Annotated in this window: 14 protein-coding genes and 1 pseudogene; 6 read left to right on the forward strand and 9 right to left on the reverse strand. The window is 70.3% G+C overall.

Going from position 1 to position 14,051, the window contains the following annotated elements:
* Positions 1-271 precede the first annotated feature (271 nt).
* From ACGFR7_RS27450 to ACGFR7_RS27465, 4 genes are all read right to left on the reverse strand, one after another.
* Entirely contained in the window at positions 272-562 is a 291-nt protein-coding gene (locus tag ACGFR7_RS27450; RefSeq protein ID WP_393324396.1) for a DUF4229 domain-containing protein, read from the reverse strand.
* Between the two features lie 138 nt (positions 563-700).
* Positions 701-1,225 carry a GNAT family N-acetyltransferase gene (locus tag ACGFR7_RS27455; protein WP_393324398.1) on the reverse strand — a complete coding sequence of 175 codons (525 nt, stop codon included), beginning with the start codon at positions 1,223-1,225 and terminating at the stop codon, positions 701-703.
* 44 nt (positions 1,226-1,269) lie between these two features.
* Positions 1,270-2,433 carry an aminofutalosine synthase MqnE gene (mqnE, locus tag ACGFR7_RS27460; protein WP_393324551.1) on the reverse strand — a complete coding sequence of 388 codons (1,164 nt, stop codon included), beginning with the start codon at positions 2,431-2,433 and terminating at the stop codon, positions 1,270-1,272.
* A 304-nt stretch (positions 2,434-2,737) separates the two neighbouring features.
* A complete protein-coding gene (locus ACGFR7_RS27465) occupies positions 2,738-3,196 on the reverse strand; it encodes an Lrp/AsnC family transcriptional regulator (RefSeq protein WP_042155701.1) in 459 nt (152 codons plus the stop codon).
* A gap of 128 nt (positions 3,197-3,324) precedes the next feature.
* Here ACGFR7_RS27465 and ACGFR7_RS27470 point away from each other — a divergent pair, with 128 nt between their 5' ends.
* Positions 3,325-3,459, forward strand: coding sequence for a hypothetical protein (locus tag ACGFR7_RS27470; protein WP_393324401.1), 135 nt, complete (start codon positions 3,325-3,327; stop codon positions 3,457-3,459).
* On the opposite strand, the gene ACGFR7_RS27475 is transcribed toward ACGFR7_RS27470, so the two are convergent.
* Complete coding sequence (locus ACGFR7_RS27475) at positions 3,456-4,184, reverse strand: UbiX family flavin prenyltransferase (protein WP_393324404.1); 729 nt, start codon at positions 4,182-4,184, stop codon at positions 3,456-3,458. The two genes, ACGFR7_RS27470 and ACGFR7_RS27475, sit on opposite strands and share 4 nt — an antisense overlap.
* 116 nt (positions 4,185-4,300) lie before the next feature.
* Here ACGFR7_RS27475 and ACGFR7_RS27480 point away from each other — a divergent pair, with 116 nt between their 5' ends.
* The gene (locus ACGFR7_RS27480) at positions 4,301-4,894 is read left to right on the forward strand and encodes a rhomboid family intramembrane serine protease (protein WP_393324406.1); all 594 of its coding nucleotides are present in this window, start codon (positions 4,301-4,303) and stop codon (positions 4,892-4,894) included.
* 27 nt (positions 4,895-4,921) lie between these two features.
* Here ACGFR7_RS27480 and mqnP read toward each other — a convergent pair whose 3' ends face one another.
* Positions 4,922-5,824: a menaquinone biosynthesis prenyltransferase MqnP gene (mqnP, locus tag ACGFR7_RS27485; protein WP_393324409.1), complete on the reverse strand. Its 903-nt coding sequence runs from the start codon at positions 5,822-5,824 to the stop codon at positions 4,922-4,924.
* The gene (locus ACGFR7_RS27490; RefSeq protein ID WP_393324412.1) at positions 5,821-7,281 is read right to left on the reverse strand and encodes a menaquinone biosynthesis decarboxylase; all 1,461 of its coding nucleotides are present in this window, start codon (positions 7,279-7,281) and stop codon (positions 5,821-5,823) included. The genes mqnP and ACGFR7_RS27490 overlap by 4 nt, the downstream gene beginning before the upstream one ends.
* 88 nt (positions 7,282-7,369) lie before the next feature.
* On the opposite strand from ACGFR7_RS27490, the gene ACGFR7_RS27495 reads away from it, so the two are divergent.
* From ACGFR7_RS27495 to ACGFR7_RS27510, 4 genes and pseudogenes are all read left to right on the forward strand, one after another.
* Complete coding sequence (locus ACGFR7_RS27495; RefSeq protein ID WP_393324415.1) at positions 7,370-7,825, forward strand: PLD nuclease N-terminal domain-containing protein; 456 nt, start codon at positions 7,370-7,372, stop codon at positions 7,823-7,825.
* Between the two features lie 174 nt (positions 7,826-7,999).
* Positions 8,000-8,446: pseudogene (locus tag ACGFR7_RS27500) on the forward strand (nucleoside deaminase); the annotation flags it as partial.
* A gap of 283 nt (positions 8,447-8,729) precedes the next feature.
* The gene (locus tag ACGFR7_RS27505) at positions 8,730-9,374 is read left to right on the forward strand and encodes a DUF4291 domain-containing protein (RefSeq protein WP_393324418.1); all 645 of its coding nucleotides are present in this window, start codon (positions 8,730-8,732) and stop codon (positions 9,372-9,374) included.
* A gap of 214 nt (positions 9,375-9,588) precedes the next feature.
* Positions 9,589-11,016: an alkaline phosphatase family protein gene (locus tag ACGFR7_RS27510; protein ID WP_393324421.1), complete on the forward strand. Its 1,428-nt coding sequence runs from the start codon at positions 9,589-9,591 to the stop codon at positions 11,014-11,016.
* A gap of 129 nt (positions 11,017-11,145) precedes the next feature.
* On the opposite strand, the gene ccsB is transcribed toward ACGFR7_RS27510, so the two are convergent.
* Entirely contained in the window at positions 11,146-12,237 is a 1,092-nt protein-coding gene (gene ccsB / locus ACGFR7_RS27515; RefSeq protein WP_393324424.1) for a c-type cytochrome biogenesis protein CcsB, read from the reverse strand.
* The gene (locus ACGFR7_RS27520; RefSeq protein ID WP_393324426.1) at positions 12,234-14,048 is read right to left on the reverse strand and encodes a cytochrome c biogenesis protein ResB; all 1,815 of its coding nucleotides are present in this window, start codon (positions 14,046-14,048) and stop codon (positions 12,234-12,236) included. Before ACGFR7_RS27520 ends, ccsB begins: the two co-directional genes overlap by 4 nt.
* Positions 14,049-14,051: the final 3 nt, after the last annotated feature.

A 14,051-nucleotide genomic window follows, 5' to 3' on the forward strand; every position in this document is an offset into this window, starting at 1 on the left:
CGCGGCTGCTGTCTTCATGGCAAGTACATTAACACTTGAACTTTGAGGAACCCAAAGAAAATCTTTGGGTTATGGAGAGACCGGCAGGAGGCGGGCACACCGGACCATCCGTCAAAAACACGACAGGCGCCCGGCCATGGAGCGAATCCATGGCGCCGGGCGCCTGTCGTGGAGAAGCGGCTGTGAGGCGTCTGTGAGGCGTCTTACATAGGTCCAGGCCTTTACCGGGCCCGTCCTTTGCCGGGGCCCGTCCTTTACCGGACCCCGTCCTCTACTGCACCCCGTCCTCCTGGCCGGCGTTGGCCATCAGGCGCTCGCGCTGCCGGTCGACCTTGGCGACGATCTGCTCGGACATCGCATCCCGCTGCTTGCGCAGCAGCACAAAGCTGAGCGGCGCGGAGATCACGATGGCGAGCAGCAGCAGCCAGACGGTGTTGGAGGCACCGACGGCGAGCGGGATGACATGGACGTACGCCAGCGCCCACACCACGGCGAACGAGGCGACGAAGAGGCCGATGCGAAGGGCGGTGTAGCGGAGCATGGCGAAGTTCTGGCTACTCACGGATGGGACCTTCTCCTCAACGGCAACCTAAAGGGTCTGCATCCAGTCAAGCACAGCGCTTCGGGCGATCTTCGTGACCCCTGCCGTGGGCGCGCCCGGGACCGGGGGCCCCGCCCCGGATCGGCCGTCCGCCCCCGGTCAGCCCAGCTCCAGCCACATGGTGACGTCATCGCGGAATGCACCGTCGGCCAACTTGATCGCGCCGGGGACACGCCCGACCTCTTGGTAGCCGCAGGCCTCGTAGAAGCGGTGGACGCCGGTGCCGCCGCGGCAGGTGAGACGGAGCGCGGTGACGCCGTCGAAGGTGCGGGCGGCGTCGGCGACCGCGGCCATCAGCCGCCGGCCGGCGCCCTGCCCCTGGAGGGAGGGGTGGACCATGACCGTGTAGACCCACAGCCAGTGCGTCATCAGGCGGTGGCCGTTGAAGGTGAGGAACGCCGTGGCCAGCACCCGGCCGTCCGCGTCGCGGCCGACCATCAGGCGGGTGCGCCCCTCGGCCATGGCCGTCAGATGGGTGAGCAGATCGGGGCGGATCTCCTCGGGCGACACCGGCGGGAGGAAACCGACCGCGCCGCCGGCGTTGGAGACATCGGCCCACAACGCGCATATCCCGTCGCGGAGTCCGGGGGTGACGGAAGGGTCCAGGTCGAAACGCACGTCCATGACCCGGACCCTAACCCTCCCTACCGGCAGCGCTTTAGCGCAGGTCAGACGCGCATCGGCTGGGGGGATTCGCGGCGGTCCGGGTCGGGGCCCGGGTACTCGCGGATGGCCTCGTAGCGGGTGTTGCGCTCGACGGGGCGGAAGCCGGCGTCGCGGATCAGGTCGAGCAGGTCCTCACGGGTCAGCTTGTTGGGCGTGCCGTAGTTGTCCGCATCGTGCGTGATCTTGTACTCGACGACCGAGCCGTCCATGTCGTCCGCGCCGTGCTGCAGCGCGAGCTGGGTGGTCTGCAGGCCGTGCATCACCCAGAAGCACTTCACGTGCGGGACGTTGTCGAAGAGCAGGCGGGAGACCGCGAAGGTCTTCAGGGCCTCGGCGCCGGTCGCCATGGTCGTACGGGCCTGGAGCTTGTTGCGGACCTTGCCGTCCTGCATGTCCACGAAGTCGTGCTGGTAGCGCAGCGGGATGAAGACCTGGAAGCCGCCGGTCTCGTCCTGGAGCTCACGCAGCCGCAGGACGTGGTCGACGCGGTGGCGCGGCTCCTCGATGTGCCCGTAGAGCATCGTCGAGGGGGTCTTGAGGCCCTTCTCGTGGGCGAGGCGGTGGATCCGCGACCAGTCCTCCCAGTGGGTGCGGTGGTCGACGATGTGCTGCCGGATCTCCCAGTCGAAGATCTCGGCGCCGCCGCCGGTCAGCGACTCCAGGCCGGCGTCGATCAGCTCGTCGAGGATCTCGGAGGCGGACAGGCCCGAGATGGTCTCGAAGTGGTGGATCTCGGTGGCGGTGAACGCCTTGAGGGAGACCTCCGGGAGGGCTTCCTTGAGGGCCTTGAGGGAGCGCGGGTAGTAGCGCCACGGCAGGGTCGGGTGCAGGCCGTTGACGATGTGCAGCTCGGTGAGGTTGTCGTTCTCCATCGCCTTGGCGAGGCGGACGGCCTCCTCGATGCGCATCGTGTACGCGTCCTTCTCGCCCGGCTTGCGCTGGAAGGAGCAGTAGGCGCACGACGCGGTGCACACGTTCGTCATGTTGAGGTGGCGGTTGACGTTGAAGTGGACGACGTCGCCGTTCTTGCGCGTACGCACCTCATGGGCGAGGCCGCCCAGCCATGCCAGGTCGTCGGACTCGTAGAGGGCGATACCGTCCTCGCGGGTCAGCCGCTCCCCGGCGTGGACCTTCGCCTCCAGCTCACGCTTGAGGCCCACATCCATCGACGCAGCCATCCGGTCGCCTCCCAGTCTCTGCCGTATTCGGTGCCGTTCCGGTGCCTTGTCCGGAGCCGGAAACGGGCTCCGACGAGCGTACTCCCCCATAGCAGGGGCGGACGGGGGCCCCTTGGCGCGCCCGTCCGCTCCCGGGCGCCGAGCGGGCGCCCGGCGGGCCTGCACGCGGCGCCCGGTGGGCCTGCACGCGGCGCCCGGCGGGTCTGCACGCGGCGCCCGGCGGGCCCACTCGCCCTACGCGGCCCACCCGCTCGGTCTGCCCGGCCCGCCCCGCCTGCCCGGCCTGCGCGCCCTACTCGGCCTCTTCGGGCAGCTGGCCGACGCGGTTCTCCCACTTGGTGGAGAGCACGATCGTGGTGCGCGTACGGGAGACGCCCTTGGTGCCGGACAGCCGCCGGATGGTGCGCTCCAGCCCGTCGACATCCCCCACCCGCACCTTGAGCATGTACGAGTCGTCGCCGGCGATGAACCAGCAGTCCTCGATCTCCTCGAGGTCGCGCAGCCGCTGCGCGACGTCCTCGTGGTCGGTGGCGTCCGACAGCGAGATGCCCACCAGCGCCGTGACACCGAGACCGAGCGAGGCGGCGTCCACCGTCGCGCGGTATCCGGTGATCACACCCGCCGCTTCGAGGCGGTTGATCCGGTCCGTGACGCTGGGCCCGGAGAGGCCGACGAGCCGGCCGAGCTCCGCGTACGAGGCCCGGCCGTTCTCGCGAAGTGCCTGGATGAGCTGCCTATCCACCGCGTCCATGCCCTCAAGCCTTCCAATCTTTACGCATATTCGGGTTCTGCATGTAGAATCTAAGGCATACAGGGCCTTGACCCTGTGAATCTTTCAGCCGATCGCAACGATCACAGACGATCCCAGGAGTTGTCACCGTGTACTCGATCGAGATGGCCTACGCCCGCATGCGTGAGCTGCAGGACCAGGCCAATCGTTCACGTGCCCACCGGGCCGCGGCACCGCGGACCCGCAGCCTCTTCGGCCGCGCCGCCACAGCGAAGAAGCGCTAGCCAGCGTCCGGGGCCTCCTCCGCGTCCTTGGAGCCGCCCCGCAGCTCCCCTTCCCAGCGCCGGTAGAGCCCGTGCGGCACCTCGGCCGCATCGAGCACCCGGCCGGCGACGAAGTCCACCAGATCCTGGATGTGCGTCGCCCCCGCGTAGAACGCCGGCGAGGCGGGCAGCACCACGGCGCCTGCCTCGTCCAGCGTCACCAGATGCTTGAGCGTCGGACCGTTCAGCGGGGTCTCGCGCACCGCGACCACCAGCCGCCGCCGCTCCTTGAGCGACACGCTCGCCACCCGCTGCAGCAGATCCTTCGAGAGCCCGAGCGCCACCCCGGCCACACACGCCGTGCTCGCCGGGACGATCAGCATCCCCTTCACCGGATACGAACCCGACGAGGGCCCGGCCGCCAGATCCCCGGCCGGCCAGTACCGCACATCCGCCAGGTCCGCCTCCGTCACCGGAAACGCCGACGGCTTGCCGTCCGCCCCGCGCGCCAGCCATTCCCGCAGGTCGGCGCGCCAGTGGGCATCCCGGAAGGCGATGTTGGTCTCGTCCAGCAGGGTCAGCCGCGACGCCCGGCTGACGATCAGATCCACCGCCTCCCCGGCGGCGAGCAGCCCGCGCAGAACGGACGCCGCATACGGCGTCCCGGACGCGCCGGAAATCCCCACGACCCACGGACGGCGTCGGCCGGGGCCCTGCTTACTGGTGTCGTTGTGCGGCGGCTCCACGCATCGAGCCTATCCGGCGGAACCGCGGACCCCACCACGCCCGTTCTTACCTGTGTGCCCCGCGCGCGGACCCGCCGCGGGCCGCCCCACCGGGGGACGAGAAGGGACGGCCGGAGATGAGATCACGCGCGAAGCCCGCGATCTGCCTGATGCTGGGCTGGGTCGCACTGCTCTGGCTGCTGGAGGGCGTCGACCTCGCCACCGGCGGCGCCCTGGACGCCTTCGGCATCCAGCCGCGCGAGCCCGCCGAACTGCTCGATGTGGTGCCCGCCGCCTTCCTGCACTTCGGCTTCGCCCATCTCGCCGCGAACACCCTGCCGTTGCTGCTGCTCGGCTTCGTCGCCGCGCTGCGCAGCGGGGTCGGCCGCCTGCTCGCCGTCGCCCTGCTGATCATCCTCGCCAGCGGGCTGGGCGTATGGTTCACCGCCGCGCCGGACAGCAACACCGCGGGCGCCTCGGGCGTCGTCTTCGGCCTCTTCGGCTATCTGCTGGTACGCGGCTTCATCGAACGCAGCGCCCTCGACATCGGCATCGGCCTGGTCATCGGTGTGCTCTACGGCTCGATCCTGTGGGGCGCGCTGCCGTCCGACAACGGCATCAGCTGGCAGGGGCATCTGTTCGGGCTGATCGGCGGCGTGCTGGCGGCCTTCGTCTTCCGGGAGCGCCCCCGCGGCGATCTCGCCGGGGCCGGTGCCCGGCCGGGCATCTAGCCTCGGGGCGGACCGGCCGGCCCGCCCTCAGACCGTCAGCCCCCGCACCAGCAGATCCAACAGCGCGCACACGAAGAGCGCGATGCCGATAAAGCCGTTGACCTGGAAGAACGCCCGGTTCAGCCGGGTCAGGTCGTGCGGCTTCACGATCGTGTGCTCGTACAGGAAGGCCGCCGCCACGATCACCAGGCCCAGCCAGAAGAACACGCCCGCACTGGTCGCCAGCGCGTACCAGACGAAGAGCGACGTCGTGACGAGGTGACAGCCGCGCGCGCCCCGGATCGCGGCCGGGATGCCGAAGCGGGCCGGCACCGACTTCACGCCGACCTCGCGGTCCGTCTCCACGTCCTGGCAGGCGTAGATCAGGTCGAAGCCGCCGATCCAGATGCCGACCGCGAGGCCGAGGATCACCGCCTCCCAGGACCAGGACCCGGTGATCGCGAGCCAGGCGCCGATCGGGCCCATCGCCTGGGCCAGGCCGAGGATCGCCTGCGGGAAGTTCGTGAACCGCTTGCCGTACGGATAGACCACCATCGGCACCACGGCGAGCGGTGCGAGCGCCAGGCACAGCGGGTTCAGCAGGGCGGCCGCGCCCAGGAAGACGACGAGCGCGATCAGCGCGCCGGTCCAGGCGGACTTCACCGACACCGCGCCGGTGACCAGTTCCCGGTGCGCGGTACGCGGGTTACGGGCGTCGATCTCGCGGTCGATGATCCGGTTCGCGGCCATCGCGAACGTACGCAGCCCGACCATGGCGAGGGTGACGAGGAGCAGCCGCGCCCAGTGGACGTGCCGGTCCCACTCGTACATCGCGGTCAGCGACGCGATGTAGGCGAAGGGCAGCGCGAAGACCGAGTGCTCGATCATCACCAGGCGCAGGAAGGCCTTGGTGCGGCCCGGCTGCGGGACCGCGGCGGATGCGCTGCTCATGAGAGTCCGTACTCCTTCCAGCGGCGGTCGACCATCGCCGCCGTCCGCGGGTCGGACTCGACCATGTGAGGCCAGCCGCCGTCGCGCGTATAGCCCTCCTCGGGCCACTTCTCCGTCGCGTCGATCCCCGCCTTGCCGCCCCAGAACTGCTGGTAGGAGGCGTGGTCGAGATGGTCGACGGGGCCTTCGACGACGGTGAGGTCGCGGGCGTAGTCGGTGTTGCCGAGCGCCCGCCAGGAGACCTCGTGGAGGTTGTGGACATCGCAGTCCGCGTCCACGACCACGATCAGCTTGGTCAGCGACATCATGTGCGCACCCCAGATGGCGTGCATGACCTTCTGTGCGTGCTTGGGGTACTTCTTGTCGATCGAGACGATCGCGCAGTTGTGGAAGCCGCCGGACTCCGGCAGGTGGTAGTCCACGATGTCCGGGACGATGATCTTCAACAGCGGCAGGAAGAACCGCTCCGTCGCCCGGCCCAGCGGCCCGTCCTCCGTCGGCGGCCTGCCGACCACGATCGACTGGAGCAGCGGCCGCTTACGCATCGTCACACAGTCGATGGTCAGCGCCGGGAAGGGCTCCTGCGGCGTGTAGAAGCCGGTGTGGTCGCCGAACGGGCCCTCGGGAAGCATCTCGCCGGGCTCCAGCCAGCCCTCGATGACGACCTCGGCGTGCGCCGGGACCTGCAGCGGAACGGTCTTGCAGTCGACCATCTCGATCCGCTTGCCCTGGAGGAAGCCCGCGAAAAGGTACTCGTCGATGTCACCGGGCAGCGGCGCGGTCGAGGCGTACGTGACGGCCGGCGGGCAGCCGAAGGCGATGGCGACCGGCAGCTTCTCGCCGCGCTTGGCGGCGACCTGGTAGTGGTTGCGGCTGTCCTTGTGGATCTGCCAGTGCATGCCGATGGTGCGCTTGTCGTGGCGCTGCAGGCGGTACAGACCGAGGTTGCGCACCCCGGTCTCCGGGTGCTTGGTGTGCGTCAGTCCCAGGTTGAAGAAGGAACCGCCGTCCTCGGGCCAGGTGAACAGCGCCGGCAGCTGGTCCAGATCGACCTGGTCGCCCTTGCGGACGACCTCCTGGACCGGCGCGCTCTCCCCCTTCACCTTCTTCGGCGGTACGTGCGTCATGCCCGCGAGCTTCCCGAACGCCTCGCGTACGCCGACGAAGCCCTGCGGCAGCTCCGGCTTCAGCAGTCCGCCGATCTTGCCGCTGATGTCCTCGTACGACTTCAGGCCCAGCGCCTTCAGCAGGCGGCGGTCGGTGCCGTAGACGTTCATGGCGAGCGGCATCGCCGAGCCCTTGACGTTCTCGAAGAGCAGCGCCGGGCCACCGGACTTCTGCACCCGGTCCACGATCTCGCCGACTTCCAGATACGGATCGACCTCGGCCTTGATGCGCTTGAGGTCGCCCTCCCGCCCCAGTGCACGCAGGAACGAGCGAAGATCGTCGTAAGCCATGCCGTCCAGTATCGGGTACGCACTACCCTGGACGGGTCACCGGGCCCCGGCGAGGGCCCGCCGTCGTGTGCTGGGGGCTCGTTCCGCAATGCTCAGGTATCTGCCGTTCCTCCTGGTGCTCGCACTGTGGATCTACGCGTTCATCGACTGCCTGAACACCCCCGAATCCCAGGTGCGCGGACTGCCCAAGGTGATCTGGGTGATCATCATCCTGCTCTTCGGCGAGGTGCTGGTGGGCCCGGTCGCCTGGCTGGTGGCGGGCAAGCAGCGGCAGCCGGCCACGGACGGCGGCAGCACGCCGTCGGAGTGGCACCGCAGCCACCGGACGAAGTTCGTCGCGCCGGACGACAACCCCGAGTTCCTCGCGTCCCTCAAGGCCGAGAGCAACAAGAAGGACGAGGCGCTGCTCAAGGACTGGGAGGCCGACCTGCGCCGCCGCGAGGAGGAACTGCGGCGCAAGAGCGGCGGTGCCGCGGAGGGCGGTACGGCGGGCGGCGGTACGGCGAACGGTGGTACGGCGAAAGGCCCCGAAGAGACTCCCTGAGCGTGCCGCCCGGCGTACGGTGACGGCATGGACCGTACGCCGGACTGGGGCCAGGACCGCGACGACCTCCGCCTGCACGGCCACGTCGACGGCCACAGCGACAGCCACCTCGGCGAGCACAGCGACAGCCACCTCGGCGGCCACAGCGACCCGGCAGGCCGCCCCGCCCACGTCCAGGAACAGGCCCGCGCCATGCTGGCAACGGCGCTCGCCGAGGCCCGCACCGGTCTCGCCGAGGGCGGCATCCCGATCGGCGCGGCCCTCTACGGCCCGGACGGCACCCTCCTCGGCCGCGGCCACAACCGCCGCGTCCAGGACGACGACCCGACCCTGCACGCCGAAACCGCCGCCTTCCGCGCGGCCGGCCGCCGGCGCACCTACCGCGGCACGACGATGGTCACCACCCTCTCCCCCTGCTGGTACTGCAGCGGCCTGGTCCGCCAGTTCGGCATCTCCCGCGTCATCATCGGCGAGGCCCGCACCTTCCACGGCGGCCACGACTGGCTGGCCCGACACGGCGTCCGCATCGTGCTGCTGGACGACCCCGAATGCGCGGCAATGATGCGGGACTTCATCGGGTCGCGGCCGGAGCTGTGGCAGGAGGACATCGGGGGCGAGTGAGCGGCCGGGGGCACGCGCTCCCGACCTTGCAGGCCCTCGCCGCACAGGCGACCGGACAGCAAGGCGACGGTGCGCACGGGCGATAGACGGAGACGGGGCAGGGACATCGCGACGGGCCACGTCACCAGGAGAAGTCCTGAGCGGCCACTCCAGCACCTCTTGATGGGCCACTCCGGCACCTCTTGATCGGCCACTGCCGTCACCTGCCACGCCACAGGCCGGCGCTCCCCCGGCCCCGCAATTCGCTGGCCCGCGCCACCGCCCTCCGTCAGGATGACCAGCCATGAGCACAGCCTCCGAGGCCCCTGGCGCCTCCGCATCCCCCGTCCACCCCACCGAACCGCCCCGCCGCATCCGCGCCCGGTACACGGACACGACCGTGACCGTCTATCAGGCCTACTCCCCCGCGCTGGGCGTGCCGGCGGCGCGGGACGGCCGCTTTCCCGCGGCCTGGAAGCGAGAGCGGATGACATGGATCAAGCCCTCGTTCCTGTGGATGATGTACCGCTGCGGCTGGGGCGCAAAGGCCGACCAGGAGACCGTGCTCGCTGTGGAGATCGATCGGGCGGGGTTCGACTGGGCGTTGCGGCATGCGTGCCTGTCGCACTACGAGCCGGGCGAGCACGCCGACCGCGGGGCCTGGCGGCGGGAGTTGAAGGGGGCGCCGGCGCGGGTGCAGTGGGATCCGGAGCGGGATCTGCGGCTGCAGGCGCTGCCGTACCGGTCACTGCAGCTGGGGCTGGCGGGGGAGGCGTCGCGCCGGTATGCCGATGAGTGGACGGTGGCGATCACGGACGTCACGCCGCTGGCCCGGGAGATCCATGCGCTGGTGGGCGCAGGGGAGATGACGGCGGCCGCCGCGCTGCTGCCCGGGGAGCGCCCCTACCCGGCACCCGGGGGAACTCCGGGCCTCGGCCGCGTGTCCTGATACACCTTCCTACACGCGTAAATCCGGCCGCCGCACGGTCCGCCGGGCACTGGTGCGTGTGACGTACGGGACGTAGCGTTCCCCGGCCAACTCTCGGCCGTTCACAGCCAATTGCTGCGTCGTTCAGCAACCTCCCCCTGCCCGGGAAACCCGGGCGCCGCCACAGTCATGTCGGCCCACTGAGGGCTCAGGCGACTCAGGGAGAGTGGCACATATGCCCGACATGACCCGACGCAGACTCCTCGGCTCGGCGGCCGGCGCGGTCGGCGGCGCCGCCGCGCTGTCGCTGCTGCCGCCCAGCGTGCAAAAGGCCGTCGCCGCCGGACCGGCGCGGCACGGCTCGCTGCACGACGTCGAGCACGTCGTGATGCTGATGCAGGAGAACCGGTCGTTCGACCACTACTTCGGCACCCTGCGCGGAGTCCGTGGCTTCGCCGACCCGGACGCGCTGACGCTGCCGGACGGCCGGTCCGTCTTCCATCAACCGGACGCGGAGAACCCGGACGGCTATCTGCTGCCGTTCCGCCTCAACACGCACACCACCAGCGCCCAGGCCATCCCCTCCACCAGCCATGCCTGGTCGGTGCAGCACGAGGCGTGGAACGGCGGCAAGATGGACCGCTGGCTGCCCGCGCACCGCAAGGCCGACGGGATCAACGGGCCGTACGTGATGGGCTATCACACGCGGGCGGACATCCCCTTTCAGTTCGCCCTCGCCGAGGCGTTCACGCTGTGCGACAACTACTTCTGCTCGGTCTTCGGTCCGACCTGGCCCAACCGGCTGTACTGGATGACCGGCACCCTCGACCCGGGCGGCACCCTGGGCGGTCCTGTGCTGAACAACACCGCGCCCAAGCCGTACCGCTGGACGACCTACGCCGAGCGGCTGGAGGCGGCCGGGATCAGCTGGAAGGTCTACCAGGAGGAGGACGACTACGGCTGCAACCTGCTGGAGCAATTCCAGACCTTCCGGGACGCCAAGCCGGGTGAGCCGCTGTACGAACGCGGGATGCGGGCGCAGCCAGCCGGGACGTTCGAGGACGATGCCCGGGCCGGCCGGCTGCCGGCCGTGTCGTGGCTGATCCCCACCAGCCACCAGTCCGAGCATCCGGACTATCTGCCGGCCGCCGGCGCCGACTACGTCGCGCGGAAGATCGAGGCGATCGCGTCCAACCGGCGGCTGTGGGCGAAGACCGTCTTCATCCTGAACTACGACGAGAACGACGGGCTCTTCGATCATGTGCCGCCGCCGGTGCCACCGGCCGGGACCAAGGACGAGTTCGTCCGGGGCCTGCCGATCGGCGGCGGGTTCCGTGTGCCGTGTCTGATCATCTCGCCGTGGACGGTGGGCGGCTGGGCCGCCGGCGATCCCTTCGACCACACCTCGGTGCTGCAGTTCCTGGAGCGCTGGACGGGTGTGGCGGAGCCGAACATCAGCGACTGGCGGCGGTCGGCGTTCGGTGATCTGACGTCGGCGTTCGGCTTCCGCCACCGGGCGCCCCGTCCGCCGCGGCTGCCCCGTGACACCGCCGAGCAGCTGGTCGAGGCGCAGTGGGAGGTGGCGAACCTGCCGAAGCCGACGCTGCCGGGGGCGGGGCAGCAGCCGCCGCGTCAGGAGCGCGGCCGGCGCAGGCGGCGCTGAGGCCTGCGGCCGGCGGGCGGGCGCCTCTCCCCTGGAGACGACGGTGCCGTACGGGCCGGCCTCGTAAGGAGGCGTCCCGTACGGCACCGGGCAGCAGCGCCGTCCGCGGGGCGGGCGGGTCGGACCGGGTCAGACCCCCGCGTAGGAGTGCAGGCCCGTCACGAAGATGTTCACGCCGTAGTAGTTGAACAGGTAGCAGGCGAAGCCGATCAGGCCCAGGTAGGCGGCCTTGCGGCCCTTCCAGCCTGCCGTGGCGCGGGCGTGCAGGTAGCAGGCGTAGGCGACCCAGGTGATGAAGGCCCAGACCTCCTTGGGGTCCCAGCCCCAGTAGCGGCCCCATGCGGCCTCGGCCCAGATGGCGCCCGCGATGATGGTGAACGTCCACAGCGGGAAGACGGTGGCGTTGACGCGGTAGGCGAACTTGTCGAGCGAGGCGGCCGAGGGCAGCCGCTCCAGCACGGACGAGGCGAAGGCGCCGGGCTGCTTGCCCGCGGGGTCGGCGAGCCTGCTCTCGTAGGAGTCGCGGAACAGGAAGAGCAGGGTGGAGACGGCACCGAGGTAGAGCGCCGCGCCGGAGATGATCGCGCAGCTGACGTGGATCCACAGCCAGTACGAGTGCAGCGCGGGCACCAGCTGGTCACTGGCGGTGTAGAGCACCGAGACGGCCAGCCCGAGGTCGAGCAGGACGGTGGTGACCAGGGGCAGCCCGATCCAGCGGACCTTCTTCCCGAGCGCGAGCAGCAGGAGGTAGAGGCCCACGGCGACCGCGGCGAAGGTCGTGGAGAACTCGTACATGTTGCCCCAGGGGGCACGCTCCACGGACAGGGCGCGGGTGAGGACGCCGCCCACGTGCAGCGCCCAGGCCAGGACGGTCAGCGAGATGGCGATCCGTCCGTAGAGGTCGCCCTTCTCGGTGCCGCCCGCGGCGCCCGGCCCGTCGGGGACGTCCCGGCTGCCGGCGACGGACTTGGTGACGACCTCGGGCCGCTCCAGTACGGCGGTGGTGCCGCCCTGCCGGGACTTCTTCCGGGCGGTGACCGTCACGGACGCCGTGGACTGCGCGGTGAGGGCGGCGGCGGTGCGGCCGACCTTGCTGCGGCTGCCGAACACCCACTCGGCCATGTGCGCGAGGAAGGCGAGCGTATAGACCGCCATCGCGGAATAGACCAGCAGGTTGCTGTTGTGCGCCAGTGTCTCGTTGGCTGCGGCCGCGATGTTCACGCGCGCGCTCCTTCGGAGGGGTCAGCAGGTCCGTCAGAGTCAGTGGGCTCCGCGGGGTCTTCGGTGTCGGGGGCGGGTGCGGGGGCGTCGGGAGCGGGCGGGGCCTGGGGGAACAGGTCCCCGGCGAGAGCGCCGAGTTCTTCCGGCAGCCGGGCCGATTCGCTGCGGCCGAGCCCGGCCATCTCGACCACGGTGACGCCGTCGGCGCCCTGCTCCGCCCGGACCCACACCCGGCGGCGCTGGATGAACAGCGACCCGGCCAGGCCCAGCAGGGCGGCGACCGCGCCGGTCAGCGCGAGGCCGTTGCCGGGCTGGTGGGAGACCTTGAAGCTGGCCCAGCTCTTGACGCCCTCGAAGGTGATGGAGCCCTCGCCGTTCGGCAGCTTCATGGTGGTCTGGGCTTCGGCGGCGCGGACGGCGGACTTGTTCTTGGAGCCGCCCGCGTGTTGGTCCACGCGGTCCTTGGGCAGCAGCATCTTCTTCAGGATGCCGCCCTTGCCGTCCTGGTACTTCTTGAGGCGCTTGGTGTCCAGCTTGTAGACGCTCTGCGGCAGGCCGGAGTCCAGGCCCAGGTCACCGTGGTACGCGTTGACCGAGAGCACGGGGAAGTCCAGCGCCGGGAACTGCGAGAACATCGAGCCCGTGCCGCGGCCGCCGAACGTCGGGACGAACATGGCCTGGAAGCCCAGCTGGTTGCGCTTGCCGTCCTTGGTCTGCGCGCCGGGCACCTTCACCACACCGGTCGAGGTGAGGTTCTTGGGGTCGGCGGGCAGGAAGGCCGTGGCGCCGTGGAAGACGGTCTTGCCGCGGCCGTCCTTGACGGTGACGACGGGCGAGTAGCCGTGCGAGAGCAGGTAGACCCGGTTGCCCGCGATGTCGAGGGGCGTGTTCACCTCGATGGCGGTGTGGTGCTGCTTGCCGTCCGCGCCCAGGAAGTAGGAGATCTGCGCCCGGTAGGTGCGCGGGGTGCCCCGCTGGGGCCCGGTCCGCTCGTACGTCGCGTCGAAGCGGTCGAGCTTGAAGCCGAACGGGTCCATGTCGTCGGTGTCGTAGAACGGGCCCGACTTGAACTCGTCGTACTGCGTGAGGCTGTTGGCGAAGCCGTCGCCCTCGGTGACCAGCTTGTTGCCCTCGGACTTCCACAGGCCGCCGACGGCGAACGCCACCAGCATCACGATCAGCGCGACATGGAAGACGAGGTTGCCGACCTCGCGCAGATAGCCCTTCTCGGCGGCGACCGCGGTGGCGTCGAGGTGAGCGCGGAAGCGCCGCTTCTTCAGCAGCCGCTGCGCCGCGCCGAGGACTTCCTCGGGTGCCGCCTCGGTGCGCCAGGTGGTGTACGCGGGCAGCCGGGTCAGCCGGCGCGGGGCGGCCGGCGGGCGGCCGCGGAGCTGTCCGACGAACTGCCAGCTGCGCGGGACGATGCAGCCGATCAGCGAGATGAACAGCAGCAGGTAGATCGCGGAGAACCACACCGAGCTGTAGACGTGGAACATCCCGAGCTTGTCGTAGAGGCCCGCGAGGGTGGAGTGGTCGGCCTTGAACTGGTCGACCTTGGCCGGGTCGACGCTGGTCTGCGGGATCAGCGAGCCGGGGATCGCGCCGATGGACAGCAGGAAGAGCAGCAGCAGCGCGACCCGCATCGAGGTCAGCTGCCGCCAGAACCAGCGTGCCCAGCCGAGCGGGCCGAGCGAGGGGAAAGTGACGTCTTCGAGGGGCGCGGTGGAGAGCTGGGATCCGGCCGCGCCGAGATCACTGCCCGCGTCGGCCGCGGAGCCCGGGTCGCGGGGGGTGTCGGTCTTGGTGGACATCAA

This window comes from Streptomyces sp. NPDC048516 (assembly GCF_043199875.1).
GTDB lineage: Bacteria > Actinomycetota > Actinomycetes > Streptomycetales > Streptomycetaceae > Streptomyces.